We start from the raw sequence: 23,604 nt of genomic DNA, 5'->3' as shown, positions 1-23,604 counted from the left end.
CCCCGTCACCTCGTCGCGCGTGATGCCGGGGCCGCGCCGCATCGGCGGGCGCTCTGCGGGAAGCGCCGGCAGGACGTACGGCACGCTGGGCGCCGCCGGACGTGCTCCCGTCACCCGGGCACGGACCATGCGTTCGCGGTCTGCGCGCCAACGGGCGACTCGCCAGGCAACAGCAACTTAGCATATGCCCCAAAATGGCGCAAATCGGGCAAAATTATAGCGTGATCAGGTCACACCGGGGTCAAGCACGGGCGATGTTCGCCTGGACGGTCCAAGGGGGGCCCGGCCCGTATGCCGGAAGACCGCCCGGCTGGAAGCCGGACGGTCACCTGGCGCCTGGTTCCGAGGACCTCCCCCTCCGGCCCGGCCGCGATCGGCGGCGGCCCTCAGGGCGTGGAACCTCGATGGGCCACTACGTGCGGTAGACCTGGAACTCGGAGATCTGCGCGGCGGGCCAGCCGGTGTTGCCGGTGAAGTAGAGCTGGAGCCCGCGTACCGAGGTCGGGGGGAAGGTGATCGTCACGGTGTTGCCGGTCGCCGGGTTGAAGGTGTAGTCCCGCGACCCCACGATCGTCGCGTACGGCCAGCCGGGGGTCTGGTTGGCCTTCACCGTCAGGGTCTGGGTCCTCGTCCCCCAGGACGAGGACGGCGGCAGGGTGAGCACGATCTTGCTGACGCTCGTGAGGGGCGCCCCGAGGTCGAGGGTGAGCGTCTGCGGGAAGGCGTTGTTGGCGCTCTCCCAGTAGGAGAGGGCGTTGCCGTCGTTGGCGTAGTACTGCCAGAAGCCCGGTGTGGAGCTGCTCGCGGTGATCGGCTTGCCCAACGCGAGGTTCGGGTTGGGGGGCGTGGTGGTGCCGGTGAACTGGTCCACCCAGTACTTGGTCCGGTCCAGGTAGGCGGTCTCGGCCGCCACGCCCGTCTTGCCGTAGGCGCCGTTGAAGGTCTGGTAGCCGAACCCGGCGGGAGGGGCCGAGGACGCCGGCTCCAGCACCGATCCTTCGTGCCACTCGTTGAACGAGGTGACCGACACCCAGCTCGGCGGCCCGCCGTTGGCGGCGGACAGGGCGTTCTGCCACTCGGTGTCGTAGGTGGCGCCGTTGTTCCGTGCGAGCGTCGGGGTGGTGTTGCCCGGCACGGCGCGGTCGTCGATGTACCCGGGGCCGACTGACGGCGCCCAGACCAGGCCGTTCGCGTTGCAGAAGTCGGCGGCGCCCTTCCAGCCGGGCGCGGTCGCGCCGGCGATGGCGTCGTAGGTGTACATGCCGCCGAAGTGCGCGACCTTGGAGGTGTCGGTGGTCTGCGCCAGCACGATGCTGCTGGACTTCACCTGCTCCAGCGCGGTCCAGTCGGTGATCCGCAGGCTCTCGAAGACGTAGAACGCGCCGCGGTTGCCGTGCGCGGCGTCACGGTAGAACGCGGGGCTGCCCCCGTACCGCGAGTTGATGTAGTTGACGTCGGCGACCGTCGACGCGGCCGTGCGGCCGGGGTACGGCTCCAGGTGCCAGGCCACCTTGATCCCGAATCGCGCGGCCGTGTCGAGGACGCCCGCCGCGAGCTGGTCCTCGTACGAGCCCTGTCCCCACCAGCTGAAGACGATGACGCCCGCGCCCGACTGCTGGATCCACCGCATGTGCTGGCTCACCGCGCCGGCGAGGTCGCCGGAGTCGTACGCGCCGAACTTCGGGTAGAGGTCCGCGCCGATGTCGTTCGGCGGGGTGTGGCCGCCCTGTTGCCAGTGCCGGTAGCTCCCGGCCACGGCGGGGGAGCCGTACCACGGGTAGTAGAACAGGTGGACGTCGGTGTTGGTGCGCGCCGCGGCGGCGGCCGGGGCTCCGGGGGCGACGTAGGGGGCGGCTCCGGAGGCGAGGGCCGGTTGAGCCGGGACCGACATCAGACCGGACGCCACGAGCAGGACGGCAGCGGCTGTCACGCTGCGCCAGTTGGGCATGGTGTTGACTCCTCGCGTCGATGGGGGCCGCGCCCGCCGGTGCCGCGCCGGCGGGCGCCCCGCGTGTCCGCTTACTCCGCGTTGATGCCGGCCGGCCATGGTAGGTCCTGGTCCTTCCATGGCCGGCCGGAGAGGGGGGTCCCGTCCATCCGGCCGATTCGAGCGGCACCACCGCGGCGGAGCCGAAGTCGGCGGGAACGGCTCCGTCGCGGGTCTTGTCGGCCGGACGGACGGGGGCATCAGGGGACGATCACCGCAAGTCTTCTCGTGAAATTTCATGCATCAACGAGCAACTTGCGGGCTTACGGAACTTATTTGCAGGACTTGTCGAATTAAAGAGCGCCCTTCGGTCACGTGCAAGTGTCGAAGCGCTTCGCCTTTCGTAACGCTTCCGTAACGCGAGCCGCCGTGCTGGGCCGACCTCGGCGAGTCCGGGGATGCGAAGTCGTTACCACCTGCGGGTGTTTACGTCAGCATCTCGCCGTGTTAGAACTCGGTTAATTGTTCTTGGATACATACAAACTGGGTCTGGTGATGGCGTGGCGCAGAGGCAGCCTCCGGCTCGCGCGGCAGGAGTCCGCGCGCAGGCGGCGGGTCACGCCTCGCTCCGCCGCGCCAACCTGGCCCTTGTGCTGCGTCACCTGCGCGACGAGGGATCCTGTTCCCGCTCCGACATCGCGGACGCGACCGGCCTGCACCGGGCGACCGTCTCCAGCCTGATGGCGGAGCTGCTCGACCGCGGCCTGGTCCGCGAGGTGGGCATCGAGCACGTGGGCGCGGTCGGCCGCCCCCGGCGGGCCGTGGCGCTGGACGGCTCCCACGTGGGCGTCCTCGGCACGGAGATCAACGTCGACTACGTCGCCGTCTACGGCACCGACCTCGGCGGCCGGGTGCTGGTCGAGCGGCGGGTCGGCTTCGACGCCATGGGCATGGGCCCCGACCGCTCGCTCAAGGAGCTGGGCCGGGTGGCCAAGGACGCCATCGACGACCTCGTCCGCGCCGGGGCCTCCCCGGCGGGCATCGGGGTGGCGGTTCCCGGCCTGGTGGACGTCGCCCGTGGTCACGTGGCCTTCGCGCCCAACCTCGGCTGGCGCGACCTGCCCCTGGCCGAGCGGCTCCGCGCCGAGATCGGCGACGTCCGGGCGCCGGTCATGGTCGACAACGACGCCAACCTCGCGGCCCTGGCCGAGTACACCGGCGGCGTCGCCGCGGGCACGGCCGACATGGTCTACCTCACCGGCGAGGTGGGGGTCGGCGGCGGCATCGTCGTCGGCGGCCGGCTGCTGCGCGGCGCGGACGGGTTCTCCGGGGAGGTCGGGCACCTGCCCGTCGACCCCACGGGGAGCCGCTGCGGCTGCGGGCGCACCGGCTGCTGGGAGACCAAGGTCGGCCTGGCCACGCTGGTGAGGGCGGTCACGCCCGAACTGGCGTACGAGCTCGGGACCGCGCCGATGCCCGACCCCGAGGAGCGGGTGGCCGACATCGCCCGCGGCCTCGCCCAGGGCGACCCGCGCATGCTGGCCGCGGTGGCGGAGGTCGGGCGATGGCTGGGGCTCGGCGGCTCGATCCTGGTCAACCTCTTCAACCCGAGGGTCATCGTGCTCGGCGGCTACTTCGCGAAGCTGGCCGAGCGGCTGATCCCGCCCGCCCAGGCGGAGCTGGAGCGCCTGGTGATCGCCGGGCCCGCCGCCCGCTGCCGGTTCCTGGCCTCCGGCCTCGGCTTCGGCGCCGCGTCACGCGGCGCCGCGAGCATGGTGGTCGACCAGGTGATCAATGACCCCGCCGCGATCGGCCTCGCGGCGACCCCAACAAATTTGGCAAGGAGCTGACGATTTCTTTCATGATTTGATAGGGTTTTTGCAGAGCAAATCAGAGCCGGGTCGTACGCGGGCCCGGCGGCTTCGCAACCTGGAGGCGGCACTCCTCCGGAGGCACGGCGGCACAGCACAGAGCACCCCCCAAACCGCAGTACCCGGCAACAAGCGCGGCGGCGCGCGCCTTGCCTGACTGACCCCCCAAGTCAGGAAAGGACCCCCCATGTCACCACGTCCTCGGTCGTGGACACGACTACTCGCCTCGGTCACGCTGGTGATCTCCGGCGGCTTGGCGACGGTTTCGGCCACCGGTCAGGCGGCCGGCGCCTCCGTGATCCCGGCCTCCGACTACCAGCAGGTCAGCCTGGCCACCGGAGGCGCGGCGCTCGGCGAGGCCATGTCCCTCGCGGTGCTCCCCAACCGCTCGGTGATCCACACCGCCCGTGACGGCACAGTCCGGGTCACCACCGCGGCCGGCAGCACCAAGCAGGCCGGCAAGCTCAACGTCTACACCCACGACGAAGAGGGCCTCCAGGGCGTCGCGGTGGATCCGGGCTTCGCGACCAACCGCTACGTCTGGCTGTACTACTCGCCGAGGCTGAGCACGCCGGACGGCGACGCGCCGACCAGCGGCACGCAGGCGCAGTTCGACGCCTGGAAGGGCAACCTGAACCTGTCGCGCTTCACCCTGAACGCCGACGACACGCTCAACATGGCCAGCGAGAAGGTCGTGCTCCAGGTCGCCAACGACCGTGGCCAGTGCTGCCACGTCGGCGGGGACATCGACTTCGACGCGGCGGGCAACCTGTACCTCACCACAGGTGACGACACCAACCCGTTCGAGTCCAACTCGTACTCGCCCCTGGACGAGCGCACCGACCGCAACCCGCAGTTCGACGCCCAGCGGTCCTCCGGCAACACCAACGACCTGCGCGGCAAGCTCCTGCGCATCCACCCGGAGCCCAACGGCACCTACACGATCCCCTCGGGCAACCTGTTCCCGCCGGGAACGGCCAAGACCCGGCCCGAGATCTACGGCATGGGCTTCCGCAACCCGTTCCGCATGTCGGTCGACAAGGCCACCGGGATCGTCTACCTGGGCGACTACGGACCGGACGCGGGCGGCCCCGACGCCAACCGCGGCCCCGGCGGGCAGGTCGAGTTCGACCGGATCACCAGCGCGGGCAACTTCGGCTGGCCGTACTGCACCGGTACGAACACCACCGCCGAGACCTACAACAAGTACACCTTCCCCAGCGGCCCCTCGGGGGCGAAGTTCGACTGCGCGGGCGGGCCGACCAACGCGTCCTTCCGCAACACCGGCGTGGCCAAGCTGCCCGCGGCCAAGCCGAGCTGGATCAGGTACGGCGGCGAGGCCGGCTCCCCGCCGGAGTTCGGCGGCGGCTCCGAGTCACCGATGGGCGGTCCGGTCTACCGGTACGACGCGAACCTGAACTCCAGCGTGAAGTTCCCGCAGTCCCTCAGCGGCAGGTTCTTCGCCGGCGAGTACGGCCGCAGGTGGATCAAGGCCATCGAGGTCAAGGCCGACGGCGCCTACGGTGACATCGGCGACTTCCCGTGGACCGGCACGCAGGTCATGGACATGGCCTTCGGCCCGGACGGCGCGCTGTACGTGCTCGACTACGGCACCGGCGGCAACAACCAGGCCCTGTGGAGGATCGAGTACATCGGCGGGACCAACCGCAACCCGATCGCCAAGGCCTCCGCCAACAAGACCTCGGGTCCGAGCCCGCTCGCGGTGACCTTCTCCTCGGCCGGAAGCTCCGACCCCGAGGGCGGCGCGCTGACGTACTCGTGGAACTTCGGCAACGGCGCCACCTCCACCGCGGCCAACCCCTCGTACACCTACACCACCAACGGCACCTACACGGCGACGCTGACGGTCCGCGACCCGCAGGGGCTCACCGGGACGGCCAGTGTCATCGTGAGCGTCGGCAACACCGCCCCGACCGTGACGCTCACGCAGCCGGTCGACGGCCAGCTGTTCTCCTTCGGCGACACCGTGCCCTTCCAGGTCACGGTCAGCGACCCGGAGGACGGCACGATCGACTGCGGCAAGGTGACGGTCACCTACTCGCTGGGTCACGACAGCCACGCCCACCAGATCACCTCCAAGACCGGCTGCAGCGGATCCATCGCGGTCCCGGTCGACGGTGAACACGACGCGGCGGCGAACATCTTCGGCGTCTTCACCGCCTCCTACACCGACAAGGGCGGCCTGACCTCGACCAGCACCCGGACCCTGCAGCCGAGGCACCGCCAGGCCGAGCACTTCGGAGCGCAGTCGGGCATCCAGACCGCCGACCACGCCGGGGCCGAGGGCGCCAAGACCGTCGGCTTCACCGACAACGGCGACTGGATCTCCTTCACGCCCTACAACGTCTCCAACGCCCAGAGCATCACCGCTAGGGTCTCCTCCGGCGGCGCCGGCGGCACGCTGGAGGTGCGCGCGGGATCGGCGACCGGCACCCTGCTCGGGTCCGTGGCCGTCACTCCCACCGGTGGCTGGGACACCTTCGTGAACGTCACAGGGAACCTGAGCAACGTCCCGGCCGGCACCACGACGCTGTACCTGGTGTTCAAGGGTGTGACCGGTCAGGGCAACCTTTTCGACCTCGACGCCTACACCCTCAACACCGGCGCCGGCACCTCCACCACGACCGAGGGTGAGGCCTACACCTCGCAGTCCGGCGTGCAGCCTGCCGGCCACGCGGGTGCCAGCGGCGGCACCACGCTCGGGTACATCGACAACGGCGACTGGGCCGGGTACTCGCAGGTGAACACCTCGGGCGCGAAGACCTTCTCGGCCCGGGTGTCCTCCGGCGGCCCCGGCGGCACCATCCAGGTCCGCTCAGGCTCGCAGACCGGCACCCTGCTGGGCTCGGTCAACGTCGCCAACACCGGCAGCTTCGACAACTTCACGACGGTGTCCACGACGCTGACCGGTTCGGCCTCGGGGCCGCTGTTCCTGTCCTTCACCGGCGGCTCGGGCTCGCTGCTCGACGTCGACACCTTCACCATCACCCGCTAGCGGCACGGCCGGCGCGGCGCGAGGCACCCGGTAGGGGCCCGCGCCGGGCCGGGATCGGCGAACCCGGCGCGGGGTCAGCCCGCGCCGGTCGCGCCGTAGACGAAAGGACAGCCATGTTCCGCGCCCTACGAGGTGGTCTGGCAGTGATCGCCGCCACCCTGATCGTCACCCAGTTCGCTCCCACGGCCGCTCACGCCGCGGACCCCGCCTACAAGGTGCTGGTCTTCTCCAAGACCGCCGGATTCCGGCACGACTCCATCCCCACCGGCATCCAGATGATCCGTGACCTCGGCACCGCCAACAACTTCACCGTCACCGCCACCGAGGACGCCACGGCCTTCACGACGGCCAACCTCGCCCAGTTCAAGACGGTGGTCTTCCTCAGCACCACGGGCGACGTCCTCAACGACGCCCAGCAGACCGCCTTCACCTCCTACGTCAACGGTGGCGGCGGCTACGTCGGCGTCCACGCCGCGGCCGACACCGAGTACGACTGGCCGTACTACGGCCAGCTGGTCGGCGCGTGGTTCAAGAGCCACCCGGCGATCCAGCAGGCGACGGTCAAGAACGAGGACCGCACGCACCCCGCCACCTCCGGCCTCGCGGCCACGTGGTCGCGCACCGACGAGTGGTACAACTACCGCACCAACCCCCGCTCGACCGTCCACGTGCTGCAGAGCCTGGACGAGAGCAGCTACTCCGGTGGCGAGATGAGCGGGGACCACCCGATCACCTGGTGCCACCCGCAGGTGAGCGGCCGGTCGTTCTACACCGGCCTCGGCCACACGATCGAGTCCTACGCGGACCCGGCCTACCGGGCGCTGCTGCTCGGCGGCATCAGGTACACGGCGGGCATGGTCACGGCCAACTGCGCCCCTCCCACCGGACCCCCTCCGGGCGGCACGATCGAGGCGGAGTCGTTCACGTCGCAGTCGGGCGTGCAGGCCGCGGGCCACGCGGGGGCCAGCGGCGGCAACACGCTCGGATACATCGACAACGGTGACTGGGCCGGGTACGCGTCGGTGAGCACCGCCGGGGCGACCGGGTTCACCGCCCGCATCTCCTCGGGCGGGCCGGGCGGGACGATCACGATCCGCTCGGGCTCGCAGACCGGGACCGTGCTCGGCTCGGTGGCCGTGCCCTCGACCGGTGGCTGGGAGAACTTCCAGAACGTGTCCACGACGCTGACCGGTTCGGGGTCGGGGCCGCTGTTCCTGACGTTCACCGGTGGCGCCGGTTCGCTGTTCGACGTGGACACCTTCTCGCTGACCAAGACCGCCGTCCCCGCGACGGTGGAGGGCGAGGCGTACACCTCGCAGTCGGGCGTGCAGGTCGCGAACCACGCGGCGGCCAGCGGCGGCAAGACGGTCGGTTACATCGACAACGGTGACTGGGCCGGGTACGCGTCGGTGAGCACCGCCGGGGCGACCGGGTTCACCGCCCGGATCTCCTCGGGCGGCGCGGGCGGGGCGATCCAGGTCCGCTCGGGTTCTCAGACGGGCACCCTGCTGGGCACGGTGACGGTTCCGTCGACCGGCAGCTTCGACACCTTCCAGAACGTGTCCACGACGCTCAGCGGTTCGGCGTCCGGACCGGTGTTCCTGGTGTTCACCGGTAACGGGGGCTCCCTGTTCGACGTGGACACCTTCACGCTCACCAAGTGATCCATAGCAATTCGTAGGGGTCATCTCTGCCCGGAACACCCTCATTTGGGTGTTCCGGGCATCGGCGGTGTTCCGGACGTACAGATGTACGGTCCCGCGGGCGTCCCGGCGATGGGAGCCGGGGCGGAGACCCTGTGCACGACAGCAAGAGGCCGGCCAGTCGGCGGCCGGCTCGTGAGAAGAAGGAGATGCTGATGGACGTCGGGATCTGGCTGGTGGGGGCACGGGGATCGGTGGCCACCACGGTCGTCACCGGGGCGGCGGCGTTACGGTCCGGGCTCGCGGCGCCCATCGGATGCGTGACCGAGGGGCCCGATTTCGCGGGTGCGGGACTGCCGCCACTGGACAGACTGGTCTTCGGCGGCCACGACATCGCGAGCACGCCCCTGCCCAAGAGGGCCGAGGAGCTCAGCCGGGCCGGGGTCATCCCCCCGCCGCTCGCCGAGCTCGTACGCCACGACCTGGAGGCGGCCGACGCCGAGATCCGGCCCGGCATCGCCGCCGCCGCCGAGACCCGGCCCGGCCCGTCCGCCGGAGAGCGGGCCGGTTCCGTGGAGGGCACCGAGATCGGCGACACGGCCGGGGAGGAGACCCAGGCCGCCGTCGCGCGCAGGCTGATCCGCGACATCACCGACTTCCGCGAGCGCCGGGGCCTCGCCCGCGTGGTCGTGATCCACGTCGCCTCCACCGAGCCGCCCGCCGTGCCGCACCCGGCACACCAGAGCCTGGAAGCGCTGACCGGCGCCCTGGAGCTCCCGGGGAACGTGCTGCCGCCCAGCTCGCTGTACGCCTTCGCCGCGCTCAGCGCCGGCTGCCCGTACATCGACTTCACCCCCTCCACCGGCGTGTCCCTCCCCGCGCTGGACGAGCTGGCCCGCGCGCAGGGGGTTCCGTACGCGGGCCGTGACGCCAAGACCGGGGAGACCCTGGTCAAGACGGCGCTGGCCCCGATGTTCGCCGACCGCGCCCTCGCCGTGCGGTCCTGGTCGGGGACGAACCTGCTCGGCGGGGGAGACGGCGCCACGCTGGCCGACCCCGCGGCGGGGGAGAGCAAGAAGATCTCCAAGGACCGGGCGCTGCCCGGCATACTCGGTCATCAGGTCGAGGGCCAGACCCACATCGACCACGTGCCGCACCTCGGCGACTGGAAGACGGCCTGGGACCACATCACCTTCGAGGGCTTCCTCGGCGTGCGGATGACGCTGCAGTTCACCTGGCAGGGCTGCGACTCGGCGCTCGCCGCGCCCCTGGTGCTGGACCTCGCCAGGCTGATCGCGCGCGCGCACGAACGCGGCCGTTCGGGGGCGGTGAAGGAGCTCGGCTTCTTCTTCAAGGACCCCCTCGCCCTGGACGAGCATCGCCTCCAGAGCCAGTACGACCTGCTCCGCGCCTTCGCGGGGACGCTCGCGTGAGCCTGGACCTCGCGACGCTGGCCGAACTGGTCCGGGCCCCCGCCGCGCTCACCGTGCCCGGTGACGTCTCCGCCGGGGGAGCGGTCAGGCCGGGCCTCGCGCTGTCGTCGGTCTGCCTGTACTGGGCCGGCATGGCGCTGAACGACTACGCAGACCGCGACCTGGACGCCGTCGAGCGGCCCGAACGTCCCATCCCCTCCGGCCGTGTGCGGCCGGGCCAGGCGCTCGGCCTCGCCGCCGGGCTGACCGCCGCCGGCCTGGTCGCCGCCGCCCGTACCGGAGGGCGCGGAGCGCTCGGCGTCGCCGCCGGGCTGGCCGCCGTCGTGTGGGCGTACGACCTGGGCCTGAAGGACACGGCGGCGGGCCCGCTGGCGATGGCCGCCGCGCGCGGGCTGGACGTGGTGCTCGGAGGCACGTCGGGCGCCTCACCCGGACAGGGGAAGGCGCGCATGCTCGCGGCCGGAGCCGTGGCCGCGCACACCTACGGTGTCACGGCGCTGAGCCGGGGGGAGGTCGGGGGAGGATCGAAGGCCAGGTCCGCCACCGCACTCACCGCGACGGCCGTGGCCGCCGGGCTGGCGGCCGCGCACGTCTCGTCGGTCACCTCCGGCCCTGCGGCCGATGGCGGACCCGCCGTCCCACGGGGGCGTGCGGGCGGCGCGCCGGTCGCGATCCGCAGGCTGGCCGGGTTCGGGCTCACGGCGGCGTACGCGGGGCTGGTGGGGCGGGCGCAGCTCGACGCCGCCCGCCACCCCGACGCCGGACGGACCCGGGCGGCCGTGGGACAGAGCATCCTCGGGCTGCTGCCCCTGCAGGCCGCCCTCACCGCAGGGCGCGGGCGGCTCGCCACGGCCGTGGCGCTCACGGCGGCCCACCCCCTGGCCAGGAAGCTGTCGAGAAAGGTCTCCCCGACGTGAGATTCGGCTACGGCACCAACGGCTTCAGCAACCACCGCCTGGACGAGGCGCTCGTCGTGCTGGCCGACATGGGGTACGACGGCGTCGCGCTCACCCTGGACGCCGGGCACCTCGACCCCTACGCCCCCGGCCTCGGCCACGAGGTCGACCGCGTCGCCAAGCGGCTGCGCGACCTCGACCTGTCCGTGGTGATCGAGACCGGCGGGCGCTACGTCATCGACCCGTTACGCAAGCACCACCCGACGCTGCTCCACCCCCCGCAGGCGGCCGCGGCCCGCGTCGACCTGCTGCTGCGCGCCGTACGGATCGGCGCGGACCTCGGCGCGGAGGCCGTCTCCTTCTGGAGCGGGATCCGCCCTCCCGAGGTCGGGGAGGACGAGGCCTGGCGGAACCTCGCCGCCGGGGTCGCGGCCGTACTGGAGGAGGCCGGCTCCCGTGACGTCACCCTCGGCTTCGAACCGGAGCCGGGCATGCTCGTCGACACGATCGGGGCGTTCGAGCGCCTGCGCGAGCTGGCCGGAAGGCCGGAACGGCTCGGCCTGACCCTGGACATCGGCCACTGCCGGTGCCTGGAGCCCGAACCGGTGCCCGACTGCGTGCGCAGGGCCGGGCCTCACCTGGTCAACGTACAGATCGAGGACATGCGGCGGGGCGTGCACGAGCACCTGGAGTTCGGCGAGGGAGAGATCGACTTCCCGCCGGTCCTCGCCGCACTGGAGGAGGCCGGGTACCGGGGCCTGGTCAGCGTGGAACTGCCCCGGCACAGCCACGCCGCACCCCTGGTCGCCGCGCGCTCCCTCCGCTTCCTGCGCGAGCTGGAGCCACCCGGCGACGCCCGGGGCCGGCGCGAGGGAGCCACGCCGTGAAGACAGGCCACGCCCTGCGGGGCGTCCGAGCCTTGAGAGGTGGGAGACGACGATGACCACGTCATACGTACCCGGGACCGCCCTGAGCGAGGAGGGCGCCCGCTGGCTGCGGACGTCCGCCGAACGGATCCGCGCCGACGACGGGGCGCTCGCCGCGCTGTTCCCCGCGGCCGGGCGGGCCTGCGGCCGGGCGCCGATCCCCGGTGAGCCGGACTGGACCGTCGACCAGGCGGTCCGGGCCGAGCTGCTGCTGGCGCTGTCCAGCAGGGGGGCGGCGCTCGGGCGGACGCTGTTCGACCTGTACGCCCACGGGGACGCCGCCGAGCGGCTCGCCGTGCTCAAGGGGCTGCCGGCGCTCGACGCGGACAGGCGGCTCGGCGACCACGGGCTGCCGATCGTGCGCGACGCGCTGCGCACCAACGACGCCCGCCTGGTGCGGGCCGCCCTCGGCCCCTACGGGGCGGAGCACCTGCCCGACCACTCCTACAGGCAGGCCGTGCTGAAGTGCGTGTTCATCGGCGTGCCGCTCGGCTCCGTGTCCGGCCTCGACCGGCGGGCGGACGCGGAACTGGCCAGGATGCTGGCCGACTACGCGCAGGAGCGCCTGATGGCGGGGCGCGAGGTGCCCTCGGACGTGTGGCCCCTGGTGGAACCCCATCCGGCCGTGCTGACGAAGGTCCGCGCCCTGCTCGCCGAAGGTCACCCGCACGCCTCCGCCTGATCGAAGAGGAACCCTCATGCGTATTTTCGACCCGCACATCCATATGACCTCGCGCACGACCGACGACTACGAGCGCATGTACGCCGCCGGCGTGCGCGCCGTGGTCGAGCCCGCCTTCTGGCTGGGCCAGCCGCGCACGTCCCCCGACACCTTCGCCGACTACTTCGACGGACTGCTCGGCTGGGAGCCCTACCGGGCCGCGCAGTTCGGGATCGTCCACCACTGCACGATCGCGCTGAACCCCAAGGAGGCCAACGACCCGCGCCTGCGTCCCGTGCTCGACCTGCTCCCGCGCTACCTCGCCAAGGACCGGGTCGTCGCGGTCGGCGAGATCGGCTACGACGACATCACCCCCGCCGAGGACGAGGCCCTGGCCCGCCAGCTCGCCCTGGCGATCGAGCACGACCTGCCGGTGCTCGTCCACACCCCCCACCGCGACAAGGCCGCCGGCACCCGGCGCACCCTCGACGTCGTCCGCGAGTCGGGCCTGCCGCCCGAGCGGGTGCTGGTCGACCACCTCAACGAGATGACGGTCGGCATGGTCAAGGAGAGCGGCTGCTGGATGGGCTTCTCGGTCTACCCCGACACCAAGATGGACGAGGACCGGATGGTCGCCATCCTCAAGGAGTACGGGGCGGAGCGGACGCTGGTGAACTCCGCCGCCGACTGGGGGCGCAGCGACCCGCTGAAGACCAGGGCCGTGGGCGACGCCATGCTCGCCGCCGGGTTCTCGGAGACCGAGGCGGAGACCCTCCTGTGGGACAACCCGGCCGCCTTCTACGGCCAGAGCGGCCGCCTGGACCTCACGGACGTGACCTCCGGCCAGGACTACGCCGGCAACAGCATCCTCCGCGGAGCCCCCCGTGACTAGCCGGATCGGAGCGTCGTCATGAGGTTCCTGCATCCGGACGGGTCGGTGGTCCACGTGGCCTACTGCACCAATGTCCACCCCGCCGAGGACGTGGCCGGGGTGCTCGGACAGTTGCGGCGGTACGCCGGGCCGGTGCGTGAAAGGCTCGGCGTGCCCCGGCTCGGGGTCGGGCTGTGGCTGTCGCGGCCGGTGTGCGACGCGCTGACGGCCGAGCCCGGTGAGGCCGTACGGCTGCGGGAGGCGCTCGCCGAGCACGGCCTGGAGGTCGTCACCCTCAACGGGTTCCCCTACCAGGGATTCCACGACTACGAGGGAGAGAGCGACGCCGGGTCGGCCGTGCCGGGGTCGCCCAAGCTGCGGGTCTACCATCCCGACTGGACCACCGAGGCGAGGCTCGACTACACGCTGGCGCTGGCACGCGTGCTCGCGGGCCTGCTGCCCGACGATGTCCGGTCGGGCAGCGTCTCGACCCTGCCGCTCGCCTGGCGCACCCCCTGGACGCCCGAACGCTCCGATGCCGCGATGCGCGTGCTCGACCGGCTCGCCGAGGGACTGGCGGAGGTGGCCGCCACGACGGGCCGTACGATCCGGGTCGGGTTCGAGCCCGAGCCCGGCTGCGTCGTGGAGAACACGACGCAGGCGGCGCGCCACCTCGGAGGGGCCGACCACGACTACCTGGGCGTCTGCCTGGACGCCTGCCACCTCGCCGTGCAGTTCGAGGACCCCGGCCAGGCGCTTGCCCGCCTCGCCGGGGCCGGGCTGCCGGTGGTGAAGCTCCAGGCCTCCTGCGCCCTGCAGGTCGACGACCCCGCCGACCCGGCCGCCCGCGAGGCGCTGGCGGCCTTCGCCGAGCCGCGCTTCATCCACCAGACCCGCGAACGGGGCGACGGCACGCCCCGGCCGGAGACGGGTCACGACGGCGAGGCGGCGGACCGCCCAGGCCACGGCGACGTCTCGCACGGGACGGACCGCCCAGGCCACGGCGACGTCTCGCACGGGACGGACGACCTCGGGGAGGCGCTCGGCGGGGAACTGCCGGGAGAGGCGCCGTGGCGGGTCCACTTCCATGTCCCGCTGCACGCGACGCCCGCCCCGCCACTGGCCTCGACCCAGGAAGTGCTCGACGAGACCCTGCGCGCGCTGCTCGCGGGACCCTCGGCGCTGACCCGGCACGTCGAGGTGGAGACCTACACCTGGCAGGCGCTGCCAGAGGACCGGCGACCCGAGACCGACGAGGCACTGGTGGAGGGGATCGCGCTGGAACTCGCCTGGATGCGCGACCGCCTCATCGACCTCGGACTGAAAGAGGAGACCCCGTGACGATCGGAACGAACGGCGCCGTGAGGCCGCTGGTGGTCATCGACGTGGTCGGCCTGACCCCCCGGCTGCTCGAATCCATGCCCAACCTGGGAAGGCTCGGCCGCCCGGCACCGCTCGGGACGGTGCTCCCGGCCGTGACCTGCTCGGTGCAGTCGACCCTGCTCACCGGAGCCCTCCCGCGTGACCACGGCATCGTCGGCAACGGCTGGTATTTCCGCGACCTCGGTGAAGTCCTGCTGTGGCGCCAGCACAACGCCCTCGTCGAGGGGCCCAAGATCTGGGACGACGCCCGCAGGGTCCATCCGGGCTACCGCGTCGCCAACATCTGCTGGTGGTACGCCATGGGCGCCGCCACCGACTTCACGGTGACGCCCCGGCCCATCTACCACGCGGACGGCCGCAAGGGCCCCGACTGCTACACCACCCCGCCGTCGCTGCGCGTGGACCTGACCCGGGAGCTCGGCAGCTTCCCCCTGTTCTCGTACTGGGGCCCCAAGGCGGGGATCGCGTCCAGCCAGTGGATCGTGGACGCGTCCAGGATCATGCTCGCCCGGGAGAAGCCCGACCTCACGCTCGTCTACATCCCGCACCTCGACTACGACCTCCAGCGGTTCGGCCCGTCGGGGCCCGAGGCGGTGGCCGCCGCCCGTGAGATCGACGCCGCGCTGAAGCCGCTGCTCGACGACGCGGACGCCATGGGCGCGGTGACGGTCGTGCTGTCGGAGTACGGCATCACCGACGTCTCCCGCCCGGTCGACGTCAACCGGGTCCTGCGCCAGGAGGGCCTGCTGTCGGTCTACCGGCAGGCCGGGATGGAGTACCTCGACCCCTGGACCTCGCGCGCGTTCGCCGTCGCCGACCACCAGCTCGCCCATGTCTACGTCAAGGACCCCGCCGACGTGGCCAAGGTGCGGTCCATCCTGTCGGCTCTGCCGGGCGTCGACGAGGTGCTCGACGAGGCGGGCAAGGCGGCGCACGGACTCGACCACGCGAGGGCCGGGGAGCTCGTGGCCGTCGCCACTCCCGAGTCGTGGTTCACCTACTACTACTGGCTCGACGACGACCTCGCCCCGGACTTCGCCCGGCTGGTCGACATCCACCGCAAACCCGGCTACGACCCCGCCGAGCTGTTCCTCAACCCCGAGGACCCGTTCGTGAAGGCCAAGGCCGGGATGGCGCTCGCACGCAAGACCCTGGGCTTCCGCTACACGATGCCGGTCGTCCCCCTGAACCCGGCCCCCGTGCGCGGGAGCCACGGCCGCCTCCCCAGCGACCCCCGCGACGCCCCCGTCCTCCTCTGCAGCGACCCGCTGGACCAGGACGCGTACGCCGCCACCGAGGTCAAGTCCCTGTGCCTGCGCCTGGCGGGGATCACGACGTAACCCCTCGCGAAGGAGCGACCGCCTCGGAAGCCATGCCCGGCATGGTTTCCGAGGCCCCCTCCGCTGGGCGATCCCGCTTGCCGTCCGGTCGTGAGCCTTGGTCGTACCAGGGCGGTCAGGTGCCGAGGAACCGGTCCACGTCGCCGCGACCCGGAGGGTCGGCACCCGGGCGGGTACACGTCAGGGCGGCGACCGTGATCGCGTCGTCCAGCACCGACGACAGCACCTCCGGGGCGACGGCGCGCAACGTATCCGGCTCGACCAGGTTCCTCCGTACCAACGAGGAGAGCAGGCCGGCCGTGAACGCGTCGCCCGCGCCGACCGTGTCCGCCACCCGTACCCTCGGGGCCGGCCGCTCGATCGCGACCCGCCGTGTCACGGCGAGCGCGCCCGCCGCGCCCAGGGTCAGCAGGACCAGGCAGGGGCCGGCGGCCAGCCAACGGCGGGCGACCGCGCCCGGGCTCTCCCCTGGGTACAGCCACGCGACGTCCTGTTCGCTGGCCTTGACGACGTGGCAGTGCGTGATCAGTCGCTCGACGTGTTCGCGTGCGGCCTCGGGTGGGCCGAGCAGCGCCGGGCGGACGTTGGGGTCGAAGCTGACCAGCAGCCCCGCCGTCCTGGCCGACCGCATCGCGGCCTCGACCCGCGCGGCGCCCGGTGGCAGGAAGCAGGCCAGCGAACCGGTGTGCAGGACCTGGGCGGCGGCGGGAAGCGGCTCCAGTTCGCCCTGGGCCCACTGCCAGTCGGCGGTTCCTGTGACATAGAAGTCGTACTCCGCCGAACCATCGGGCGTGAGTCCGACGACCGCCAGGCTGGCCGGTTCGCCGGCCTCCACCGCGCGGGCCAGGTCGACGCCGCTGGCCTCGGCGTGCTCCCGCAGCCGCCGGCCGAACGCCGACCGGGACAACCGCGCGAGCAGGCTCACCTGCTCGCCGAGCCGCGCCAACCCGACCGCGACGTTGAGCGGGCTCCCGCCGGTATGGGCGGTGTACCGTCCATCGTCGTCCTGGATGAGATCGATCACCGCTTCACCGACTACCGCCAACACGACGCCGCTCCCATTCTGTCCGTGGCCGGTTTCCCGGTATCGGGGGCCGGATGCCCGATTATGGCGGCGACGCGTCCAGAGGGAGTCCGTCTTCCAGGTACGCCGTCCGCCCGGCGCGGAGCGCGGACGTCGCGGCCCTGATCCGGCGGGCCGGCCGCGGCTCCAGCGGGACACCGTCCATCTCGTCGGCCGCGACGAACTCGAACCGCTCCAGCTCGTCCGGGCACAGCCGGATGCCGGGGACCTGCTCGGTGGAGAGCATCCCCGCGTCGAAGACGAACATCAACCCGCTGTCCCATGGCGGGCGGGGCGGAACCCAGTCGACGCAGAGCAGGCGTCCTACCGGAAGTTCGAGGCCGAGCTCTTCTTCGAGCTCGCGAGCACATGCCGCGAACGGCGACTCGTCCGCCTCCAGCATCCCGCCCGGGATGTCCCAGTGGTCCTTGTAGGTGGGGCACACCACCATGATCCGCTCCGCCTCGTCCCGGATCAGCGCCCCCGACGCCGACCGCACCCGTGGAAGTCCGGCGATGAACGAGATGTCGGGACTCCTGCCCTCACCCGCCCGCCGTTCCTGATCGGCCCTCTCCGGGAACACGCTCATACCGCGATGCACCTCTCTTCGGAGTAGTCGCCCGTCGTCGACGTGCTTCACCGGTACGGCCTCACCACCGGTGTCCGCGTCGACGGCGGTTGTTCCCTGGGGCCTGCCCGTTCACTCATGGGGCGGTGGCCGCGGAGCGCACGCGGAGATGCTTGAACAGCCCTCAGGTCGCGCCGCTTCGCGACCGGTCCAGCGTTCCTCGCCGGGAACGGACGAACTCCACGAGCGAGGGGCCGCCGCGGAGGCACCACAGGGCGATGACCGGGTCGCAGATGGCGCAGCCCAGGGAAGAGTCATGGGCGAACGGGATGATCGGGTTGCCCTTGAGATGGTGCAGGACATCCCACGCGGTGTGCAGCAGCCAGCCGACGCCGATGAACGTCCACGACTCCAGCCCCCGGTAGGCGCAGTAGGTGGCGGCGGGGACGAAGGCGAACTCCCAGCCGCCCAGGCCACCGCCGCTGAGGTAGGCGGCGCCCGCCCCTGCCACCATGACGGCGTTGAAGGGGCGCCGGTGCGGTTCGGTCGGCGTCGCTCACCGCGCCCGGGTGACGCGCCTCGGCGGACTCGCCCGACGCCAGCGGTTCGGCGTTGTCGAGCGTCAGCGACCATTGCACCGCGACGAGTTGGGCCGAAGCCAGCCGGGCGGTGAGCGGCGGGACGTCCGCCGTCTCGCGCAACGCCTCGGCTGTGGGGATGGGTAACGTCCTCCCTCGTCGCGCCGCCACAGTGTTCAGTGTTCGGCCGCCGCCCTCCTTCTCCGTCACAGGTGTGCTTTGTGTTCGGCGCCGAAGCGGTGGGGTGTGGTACGGCGATCTCGGCGCCGCCGTGCGGCGGCCGACCCAGTGAGCGTTCGTGGACACCGCCTAAGACTGGAGGTGGGATCGGTGGCGGCCCAGGTGTAGGAGGGCCGGGCAGGTCAGGCGGGCGCCGGAGCGGGTGGGAGGGCCTGGGGTGACCCGCATCGGCTTGTACGTCAAAGGCTCATGGCCCGGCCCCTGCCAACGCCACCACAGGATCCTGACCGAACGTTCTGTGTACAACCCCGTGCTCCCGGAGACGCGATAATCGAGGGATGTCGATCTTCCTGGAGACCAACCGACTGACGCTGCGTCGCTTCACCGATGCTGACGAGGACAACCTGGTTGAACTCGATAGTGATCCTGAGGTCATGCGCTTCCTCAACGGTGGCAGGCCGACTCCCCGCGAGGAGATCCGCTGCCAGGTCATGCCGGCACTTCTCGGCTGCTACGAGCGATTCAAAGGTCTCGGGTTCTGGGCGGCGGAGGAGAAGGCCACCGAACGGTTTCTGGGCTGGTTCCACTTCCGACCGCGCAAGGACGAACCACGTGACGGCGAGCTCGAGCTCGGCTATCGGTTACGCAGGTCGGCGTGGGGCAAGGGCTACGCCACCGAGGGGTCGCGTGCATTGGTCGACAAAGGGTTCACCGAGTTGGGAGTGGAACGGGTGCTCGCAGAGACGATGACGGTCAATCTCGGCTCCCGGCGCGTGCTGGAGAAGGTCGGCCTGACACTCGTACGCACCTTCCACCGCGACGGGCTGGACGCCATCGAGGGCTTCGAGCATGGCGTGGTCGAGTACGCGCTGGCCAGAGCTGACTGGGAACGTGAGCATCGAGAGATTCGCTAAGAACTCGCCGGCCTGATCGAGTTCCGCACTTAACGGAACAGCCGGTTCGCACGCAAGGCCATGAGGTCCACTGTCCCCTCGCGTGGTGCGCGATCCGGTGCCCCTCAACACGCGGTGTTCCTCCTGGCAAGGAGGACGGGCGAACGCGTCCTAGGGTAAGGAGCGTCGCGGATGTTCGCAGGTGGGGAGTGCCGGTGGGGGAATACAGCGTGCGGGTCGCGGGGGACGCGGACATGCCGGGCGTGCGGGAGGTGGCCTCGCACTTCGAGCTTCTGGACGACTGGGAGGGCATGCCGGACTTCCTCGACGCCGAGCGGGAGTTCGGGACGCTGCTCGTCGGCGAGGTCGACGGGCGCGTCGTGGGTTTCGGCGGGGTGATCCGCCGGGGCGAGGTCTCCCACCTGGGTGACCTGTTCGTCCTGCCCGACCATCAGTCGTCCGGGATCGGCCGGACGATCCTGAGCCGGTTGCTGCCGTCCGACACGCCGCGGGTCACGTTCGCGTCGGACGACCCGAGGGCGCTGGGGCTGTACATAAGGCAGGGGATGCGTCCGGTGTGCCCCCTGATCTACCTGATCCACCATCCGGGGGAGGATTCCGGGCCGCGAGGGTCCGGGGTACGGGATGAGAAGGCGCCGGACGGGCCGTCCGCGCGGGGACCGTTGGCCGGGCCCCGGGCGGAGGCCGGCGGACCGTCCAGTATGCGGGAGGCCAGTATGCGGGAGGCCGGTGTGCGGGAGGCCGTGAAGCTGGACGCCCGGATCTCCGGGGGTGACCGGGCCGGGGCCCTGGCCTGGTACGCGGGCCTTCCGGGGGTGACGGTGCACGTCACCGGCGGAGGGTACGCGTTCGCCCGGCGGACCGTCGAGGACCTGGAGGTGGGGCCGGTGGGTGGTGAGACCCCGCAGGACTGCGCCGACGCGGTGTTCGCGGCGGTCGCCGCGCATCCGGGTGTCGACGAGGTCCAGGTCGCGGTGCCGGGCGTGCACCCGCTCCTGCCCCGGTTGCTGGACGCCGGCTGGGAGATCGACGACATGGACACGTTCATGTCGACCGAGCCGGGCCTGGTGCGGCTGGACCGCTACCTCCCCCATACCGACCTTGGATAGGCCCTCTACACGGCGACCAGCCAGCCCCCGTCGACGGTCAGAGTGTGGCCGGTGACGTAGGCGGACGCGTCGGAGGCGAGGAAGATCACGGCCCCGGCCAGATCGCCCGGCTCTCCGACTCGGCCGAGCGGGATGTGCGTCCTGACCAGTGACTCCTCGACGTCCTTGGTGGGCAGCAGGTCCGAGGTCATCGCGGTGCGCATGTATCCGGGGGCGATGGAGTTGACCCTGATCCCGTACTTGCCCCACTCGTAGGCCATGTTCTTGGTCACCTGGACGACGGCGGCCTTCGAGGCGTCGTACACCGAGGAGCGCTCGCCGTCCACGACGAGGCCGCCGATGGACGACACGTTGACGATGCGCCCGCCGCCGCGCTCGCTCATCCGGCGCGCCGCGCGCTGGGCGACGAAGTACGTGCCGCGCAGGTTGATGGAGAGCGTGGTGTCGAACTCCTCCGGTGTGGCGTTCAGCGCGTCGTTGCGCAGGGAGACGCCCGCGTTGTTCACCACGATGCCGGGGCACTCACCGGCGGCGTCGAGCGCGTCGAACGCGCTGTCGATGCTCTCCAGTGAACGGGCGTCCATCTCCAGCGGCAGGCAGTCGACGCCGTTCTCCTCAAGGTACGCGCAGCACCGGCGGGCGGCGTCGAGGCTGACGTCCGACGCGACGACCCTCGCGCCGGCGGCGCCGAGCGCGAGGGACTGCGCGCGCCCCAGCCCTCCGGCCGCGCCGGTGACCAGGGCCGTCAGGCCGTCCAGTGAGAAGAGGCCGTTCGGGGAGAACAGGGTGTGCGGGGAGGGCAGGGTGTGCGGGGCGGAAGTGGTGGTGGCCGGCATTTCGCGGAACTCTCTTTCGAGCCAGGCCCGCCTGGGTGGCTTACAGGCCGTAGTTGGTGAGGATGTCGGCGATCTGCTGAGAGTCGTGCAGCACGTGCTTGCGGATGTGCTCGCTGGCGGCCTCCGGATCCCCCTCGGCGATCGCGGCCGCCAGAGGGCGGTGGTCGACGCCGGTCCAGTCGGGGGTCTCGACCACCTTGGAGCAGAAGTACCACTGCCGCAGCGCGAGGTTGAAGTGGATCTCAGCCGTGGTCGCGAGGTAGTCGTTGCGCGTCATCTGGTACATGCTGCGGTGGAACGCCGCGTCGAGGTCGATGCACTGCTGCAGGTCGTCGGTCTCGTACTGCCGCTCGGAGATCTCGGCGAGCCGCTCCTTCTCCGTGCGTGAGCCCCGGCCGCACGCGAGCGCGGCCGAGAGCCCTTCGAGCTGGAGCCTCAGCTCCATGACGGACCGCGAGTCCTTCAGCGCGATGTCCGTGGCGAACGTGCCGCTGCGCGGATAGATCACGACCAGCTTCTCGAACTCAAGCCTCCGGATCGCCTCGCGCACCGGAGACGTGCCGACCCCGAGGGCGGTACGGAGCTCGGGCTCGCTGAGCCTCTCTCCGGGCATGATCTCCACGCGCACCAGTCGCGACCGCAGCCTGGCGGTGGCGGACTCGCTCAGCAGACTGCTGGCCGATGGCTCGCCGGCGCCCGTCTTGGCGTTGTCGCCGACGTAGGCAGAACACACTTTGCGACCTCTCCGCACGAGGCCGCCCGTAGGGACGGGCCACCGCGTGCACGACTCTCAGCGGCTGTTGGTCAGAGGGAACGGGCCTCGCCGGGGTCGTGCGCGGTGCTCGCCAGCACATCGTCGACGACGGTGGAGATGCCGTTCTCCACGGTGCAGGCGTAGTCGCCCACGGAGTACTCGCCGCCCAGGACCTCCACGATCTTGAGGCTGACACCGTTGACGGAGAGCGCGGGGCCCAGCTCGACCTCGGCGGGCCCGAAGGTCTTGCGCTGGAGCGCGAAGTCCCTGGAGGTGTCGCGGGAGATGATCTCGAAGGTCGTGAAGCCGGGGCCGTTCGCCTCGGGGAGAGCGTGGACCTGCAAGTGGGGGTACATCGTCATGTCTGCCCAGGACTCGTTCGAGTAGCCGTCGTCGGAGGTCATCGAAATGCCGAAGATCAGGCTACCGGCTCTGCTCACCGTGCCCGCAACGGCGTTCCCGTCCTCGACGAGCCCGATCTCGCCGTACTGCTTGGGATAGCCCCACACCTCACGGCCGAACGCCACGCTCCACGGCTGGTCCTCGAACTCGAAGAAGTAGGTGACGCCCACGTGGTCGCGGTACCGCACGGGGATCACCACGCCGGAGTCGTAGAAGGGACCCGGGGTGGCGTTACCGAAGTCCGCGATCTGCACCACGAACCGGTCGTCGGCGAGTTCGAACGGGGTCGGCTCCAGCAGTGCTTCGAGGTTCGCCCGGTCGCCCCGGCAGTAGACCGACAACGTCCGCAGATCCTTGGACCAGTACGGCTGGTCGCCGCTCGGGTAGCCGAGGTAGGCGAAGAAGTTCTTGACGTCGTAGTTCTGCTTCATGATTGAGATTCCTGTTGTCGTGATGTGGTGACAGGCCCGCCGGGACGGTCAGTTCCGGCCGGCCTCGTGGATCTTGCGAAGGAACGTCCGCAGTTCGGGCGCGCGAGGAGCGTCGAAGATCTCCTCTGGGGGGCCCTGTTCGAGGATCCTGCCCCTGTGCAGGAAGCAGATCTTGGAGGAGATCTCGCGGGCGAAGGGCATCTCGTGGGTGGTCATCATCATCGTGATGCCGTCCTCGGCCAGCTCGCGGACCAGGTTGAGCACCTCGATCACCAGCTCCGGGTCCAGGGCCGAGGTGATCTCGTCGAGCAGCAGGACCTCGGGCCGCATCAGCATCGCGCGTGCGATGGCCACGCGCTGCTGCTGGCCGCCCGAGAGCTGGTCGGGATAGGCGCCGACCTTCTCTTTCAGGCCCACGCGTTCGAGCATGACCCTGGCCTCCGCCTCGGCCCGCTCCTTGGTCGCCACCCCGGCGCGCACGGGCGTGAGCGTGCAGTTGCGCAGCACGCTCATGTGCGGGAAGAGGTTGAAGCTCTGGAAGACGATGCCGACACGGCGGCGGAGCCTGACGAGGTCCACGCCCTCCCCGGAGATGACGTCGCCGCCGAGCGAGATCCGCCCGCCCTGGATCGCCTCAAGCCCGTTGACGCATCGCAGCAGCGTCGACTTCCCCGACCCGGAGGCACCGATCAGGGTGACCACCTCGTGCCGGTCGACGGCCAGGTCCACCCGGTCGAGCACCGTGGTGTCGCCGTACCTCTTGGTCACCTGGTCGAGCTCGACGAATGCGCTCCCCACCGGC

General features: G+C 71.2%; 19 protein-coding genes and 1 pseudogene. 12 read left to right on the top strand and 8 right to left on the bottom strand.

All coding sequences use genetic code 11. From position 1 onward, the window contains the following. Positions 1-412 precede the first annotated feature (412 nt). A complete protein-coding gene (locus ACGFIV_RS06545) occupies positions 413-1,948 on the bottom strand; it encodes a discoidin domain-containing protein (RefSeq protein ID WP_392832589.1) in 1,536 nt (511 codons plus the stop codon). 539 nt (positions 1,949-2,487) lie between these two features. Between ACGFIV_RS06545 and ACGFIV_RS06540 the strand changes: the two genes are divergently transcribed. From ACGFIV_RS06540 to ACGFIV_RS06495, 10 genes are all read left to right on the top strand, one after another. Next, positions 2,488-3,777 carry an ROK family protein gene (locus tag ACGFIV_RS06540; RefSeq protein WP_392832586.1) on the top strand — a complete coding sequence of 430 codons (1,290 nt, stop codon included), beginning with the start codon at positions 2,488-2,490 and terminating at the stop codon, positions 3,775-3,777. A 208-nt stretch (positions 3,778-3,985) separates the two neighbouring features. Then, positions 3,986-6,814: a carbohydrate-binding protein gene (locus tag ACGFIV_RS06535; protein WP_358560918.1), complete on the top strand. Its 2,829-nt coding sequence runs from the start codon at positions 3,986-3,988 to the stop codon at positions 6,812-6,814. A 143-nt stretch (positions 6,815-6,957) separates the two neighbouring features. Further along, positions 6,958-8,478, top strand: coding sequence for a ThuA domain-containing protein (locus ACGFIV_RS06530; RefSeq protein WP_392832583.1), 1,521 nt, complete (start codon positions 6,958-6,960; stop codon positions 8,476-8,478). A 194-nt stretch (positions 8,479-8,672) separates the two neighbouring features. Continuing rightward, complete coding sequence (locus ACGFIV_RS06525; RefSeq protein ID WP_358560912.1) at positions 8,673-9,890, top strand: inositol-3-phosphate synthase; 1,218 nt, start codon at positions 8,673-8,675, stop codon at positions 9,888-9,890. After that, entirely contained in the window at positions 9,887-10,807 is a 921-nt protein-coding gene (locus tag ACGFIV_RS06520) for an SCO3242 family prenyltransferase (protein ID WP_392832580.1), read from the top strand. Before ACGFIV_RS06525 ends, ACGFIV_RS06520 begins: the two co-directional genes overlap by 4 nt. After that, entirely contained in the window at positions 10,804-11,673 is an 870-nt protein-coding gene (locus ACGFIV_RS06515; protein ID WP_392832577.1) for a sugar phosphate isomerase/epimerase family protein, read from the top strand. The genes ACGFIV_RS06520 and ACGFIV_RS06515 overlap by 4 nt, the downstream gene beginning before the upstream one ends. A 52-nt stretch (positions 11,674-11,725) precedes the next feature. Beyond that, entirely contained in the window at positions 11,726-12,394 is a 669-nt protein-coding gene (locus tag ACGFIV_RS06510) for an EboA domain-containing protein (protein ID WP_392832575.1), read from the top strand. A 16-nt stretch (positions 12,395-12,410) separates the two neighbouring features. Beyond that, on the top strand, positions 12,411-13,265 hold the full coding sequence (locus tag ACGFIV_RS06505) for a TatD family hydrolase (RefSeq protein WP_392832572.1): 855 nt from the start codon (positions 12,411-12,413) through the stop codon (positions 13,263-13,265). Between the two features lie 18 nt (positions 13,266-13,283). Then, positions 13,284-14,585: a metabolite traffic protein EboE gene (eboE, locus tag ACGFIV_RS06500; RefSeq protein WP_358551654.1), complete on the top strand. Its 1,302-nt coding sequence runs from the start codon at positions 13,284-13,286 to the stop codon at positions 14,583-14,585. Then, complete coding sequence (locus tag ACGFIV_RS06495) at positions 14,582-15,967, top strand: nucleotide pyrophosphatase/phosphodiesterase family protein (protein ID WP_358551656.1); 1,386 nt, start codon at positions 14,582-14,584, stop codon at positions 15,965-15,967. The genes eboE and ACGFIV_RS06495 overlap by 4 nt, the downstream gene beginning before the upstream one ends. A gap of 115 nt (positions 15,968-16,082) precedes the next feature. Here the strand turns inward: ACGFIV_RS06495 and ACGFIV_RS06490 are convergent, their stop codons facing one another. The 3 genes and pseudogenes from ACGFIV_RS06490 to ACGFIV_RS06480 form a co-directional block, all read right to left on the bottom strand. Beyond that, positions 16,083-17,015 carry a carbohydrate kinase gene (locus ACGFIV_RS06490; protein WP_358551658.1) on the bottom strand — a complete coding sequence of 311 codons (933 nt, stop codon included), beginning with the start codon at positions 17,013-17,015 and terminating at the stop codon, positions 16,083-16,085. Positions 17,016-17,073: 58 nt separating this feature from the next. Beyond that, on the bottom strand, positions 17,074-17,619 hold the full coding sequence (locus tag ACGFIV_RS06485; RefSeq protein ID WP_358551660.1) for an NUDIX hydrolase: 546 nt from the start codon (positions 17,617-17,619) through the stop codon (positions 17,074-17,076). Positions 17,620-17,782: 163 nt separating this feature from the next. Next, positions 17,783-18,133 (bottom strand): annotated as a pseudogene (locus ACGFIV_RS06480) (DUF6010 family protein); the annotation flags it as partial. A gap of 561 nt (positions 18,134-18,694) precedes the next feature. Here ACGFIV_RS06480 and ACGFIV_RS06475 point away from each other — a divergent pair. Together ACGFIV_RS06475 and ACGFIV_RS06470 are read left to right on the top strand one after the other, a co-directional pair. Next, positions 18,695-19,270 (top strand): GNAT family N-acetyltransferase, encoded by a 576-nt coding sequence (locus ACGFIV_RS06475; RefSeq protein WP_392832566.1) that lies wholly within the window; start codon positions 18,695-18,697, stop codon positions 19,268-19,270. Positions 19,271-19,464: 194 nt separating this feature from the next. Next, a complete protein-coding gene (locus ACGFIV_RS06470; protein WP_358551670.1) occupies positions 19,465-20,379 on the top strand; it encodes a GNAT family N-acetyltransferase in 915 nt (304 codons plus the stop codon). A gap of 5 nt (positions 20,380-20,384) precedes the next feature. Here the strand turns inward: ACGFIV_RS06470 and ACGFIV_RS06465 are convergent, their stop codons facing one another. The 4 genes from ACGFIV_RS06465 to ACGFIV_RS06450 form a co-directional block, all read right to left on the bottom strand. Continuing rightward, entirely contained in the window at positions 20,385-21,215 is an 831-nt protein-coding gene (locus tag ACGFIV_RS06465) for an SDR family NAD(P)-dependent oxidoreductase (RefSeq protein ID WP_392832562.1), read from the bottom strand. A 40-nt stretch (positions 21,216-21,255) separates the two neighbouring features. Then, positions 21,256-21,948: a GntR family transcriptional regulator gene (locus tag ACGFIV_RS06460; protein ID WP_358551674.1), complete on the bottom strand. Its 693-nt coding sequence runs from the start codon at positions 21,946-21,948 to the stop codon at positions 21,256-21,258. A gap of 71 nt (positions 21,949-22,019) precedes the next feature. After that, the gene (locus ACGFIV_RS06455; protein ID WP_358551676.1) at positions 22,020-22,802 is read right to left on the bottom strand and encodes an acetoacetate decarboxylase family protein; all 783 of its coding nucleotides are present in this window, start codon (positions 22,800-22,802) and stop codon (positions 22,020-22,022) included. A 48-nt stretch (positions 22,803-22,850) separates the two neighbouring features. Then, entirely contained in the window at positions 22,851-23,600 is a 750-nt protein-coding gene (locus tag ACGFIV_RS06450; RefSeq protein ID WP_358551678.1) for an amino acid ABC transporter ATP-binding protein, read from the bottom strand. Positions 23,601-23,604: the final 4 nt, after the last annotated feature.

This window comes from Sphaerisporangium sp. NPDC049003 (assembly GCF_043197795.1).
In the GTDB taxonomy this organism is placed as follows: Bacteria; Actinomycetota; Actinomycetes; order Streptosporangiales; family Streptosporangiaceae; genus Sphaerisporangium.
The sequence above is the reverse complement of the archived record's forward strand: the minus strand, read 5'-3'. Positions and strand labels throughout refer to the sequence as shown.

What these genes read in the sequence shown, in the direction of transcription:
- ACGFIV_RS06545 (WP_392832589.1), bottom strand. Translation starts at nt 1,948, where the DNA reads ATGCCCAACTGGCGCAGCGTGACAGCCGCTGCCGTCCTGCTCGTGGCG.
- ACGFIV_RS06535 (WP_358560918.1), top strand. Translation starts at nt 3,986, where the DNA reads ATGTCACCACGTCCTCGGTCGTGGACACGACTACTCGCCTCGGTCACG.
- ACGFIV_RS06525 (WP_358560912.1), top strand. Translation starts at nt 8,673, where the DNA reads ATGGACGTCGGGATCTGGCTGGTGGGGGCACGGGGATCGGTGGCCACC.
- ACGFIV_RS06510 (WP_392832575.1), top strand. Translation starts at nt 11,726, where the DNA reads ATGACCACGTCATACGTACCCGGGACCGCCCTGAGCGAGGAGGGCGCC.
- ACGFIV_RS06505 (WP_392832572.1), top strand. Translation starts at nt 12,411, where the DNA reads ATGCGTATTTTCGACCCGCACATCCATATGACCTCGCGCACGACCGAC.
- eboE (WP_358551654.1), top strand. Translation starts at nt 13,284, where the DNA reads ATGAGGTTCCTGCATCCGGACGGGTCGGTGGTCCACGTGGCCTACTGC.
- ACGFIV_RS06485 (WP_358551660.1), bottom strand. Translation starts at nt 17,619, where the DNA reads ATGAGCGTGTTCCCGGAGAGGGCCGATCAGGAACGGCGGGCGGGTGAG.
- ACGFIV_RS06475 (WP_392832566.1), top strand. Translation starts at nt 18,695, where the DNA reads ATGTCGATCTTCCTGGAGACCAACCGACTGACGCTGCGTCGCTTCACC.
- ACGFIV_RS06465 (WP_392832562.1), bottom strand. Translation starts at nt 21,215, where the DNA reads ATGCCGGCCACCACCACTTCCGCCCCGCACACCCTGCCCTCCCCGCAC.
- ACGFIV_RS06455 (WP_358551676.1), bottom strand. Translation starts at nt 22,802, where the DNA reads ATGAAGCAGAACTACGACGTCAAGAACTTCTTCGCCTACCTCGGCTAC.